Here is a 432-nt window from a genome sequence, read left to right on the forward strand (position 1 = left end):
CCCGTCAGCACCAGCGAAGACATCGGAACGTCCAGTGCGCCACCGCCGCCACAGGAAGTGCCGGTCGAGACAACCTCGCCGCCGACAACGACCATGTCGAACCCCTACGCCACCACCTCGGCGCCCAACGGGGCCGCGTTCTGATCCGTGCAGACGGCGGTCGGGGTCAGCCGAACCCGATCCCGATACCGCCCCAGACGCCGTCGTCGGCTTCGTTGGGGCACGATACATCCACGTAGACAGTGGTATTCGACGGGTCTGTGCCGGCTGACCGATCGGGATTGTGAACCGCCGTTGCCCGGCAACGGGTGAGGGGCTCGCTGCTGACCCCGCTGACCCAGTTGATCTGGACGTTGTAGCCCTTGGCGGTCAGGTCGTTGATGGTGTCGGCTGCCGATCGGGTGCCTGCTGCCGGATCTGCTCCGGCGGCAG

1 protein-coding gene is annotated in these 432 nt (G+C 66.9%); it reads right to left on the bottom strand.

Annotated elements, in window-relative coordinates; genetic code table 11:
* Positions 1-166: 166 nt before the first annotated feature.
* Positions 167-432: hypothetical protein (locus tag IMZ11_RS44280; RefSeq protein ID WP_228649761.1), on the bottom strand; the 266-nt coding region annotated here is incomplete at its 5' end.

The sequence above is a fragment of the Microtetraspora sp. AC03309 genome (genome assembly GCF_020826795.1).
Classification (GTDB): domain Bacteria; phylum Actinomycetota; class Actinomycetes; order Streptosporangiales; family Streptosporangiaceae; genus Microtetraspora; species Microtetraspora glauca.